The organism is Helicobacter vulpis (assembly GCF_003660395.1).
Taxonomy (GTDB): domain Bacteria; phylum Campylobacterota; class Campylobacteria; order Campylobacterales; family Helicobacteraceae; genus Helicobacter; species Helicobacter vulpis.
The window spans coordinates 1-611 of the sequence record NZ_QXQT01000083.1 but is presented as its reverse complement, the minus strand read 5'-3'; the positions used below and the strand labels follow the sequence as shown (position 1 = coordinate 611).

1 protein-coding gene is annotated in these 611 nt (G+C 50.6%); it reads left to right on the top strand.

What is annotated here, in order from left to right:
• Positions 1-341 precede the first annotated feature (341 nt).
• Positions 342-611: hypothetical protein (locus EAO38_RS08675; protein WP_162982761.1), on the top strand; the 270-nt coding region annotated here is incomplete at its 3' end.

Here is a 611-nt window from a genome sequence, read left to right as displayed (position 1 = left end):
ATGTACCACCCCGGGGGATTACTTCCTAAGAAGACCAGCAGGGCCTGACCCCCATTTGGGGTACCCCCGTGAGTATCCTAGCTACCAGCGAAGGCGCGTTTTCTAAAGGCACTTCAAGAAGGAGGAGAAAAGCGCCGCTTTTCCTCCCACACGCCACCAACACGGATTAGCGACTATGCGCTTTCTTAGGGGGCACGGGTCGATAACCCTGCCGCCGCCGACTATAAGGAGCCCGCGTATCCCTCTTTGAAGCTAGCCTTTAGTTTAACAAAAAAGGCTAGAAAATCGCTTAAATTGCGCAAAAAAATACCTCAAAGGCCCATCACCCTAAAGGGGCGACTTTGGTCGCCAACCCTAATAACGACCTCTTTGACTTCTATTATGCCCAAGAGGTGATGACAAACCCCCTATTAGTGGCTAGGGCAAATAAAACCCACTTGCTCTTAGGGCAGAACTTAGGGCGGTGGTACCAACTCACCCTAGAAAATGGGGAGATCACTAAGTTAGAGCATTTCAAACAAGCCCCGGTTTTAAAACAGGGGTGGGGACTCCAAAAACTCCATTTTGAGCAACTCAAAAAACGCCCCGCCCACGAAGAGCCCTATCCCTTT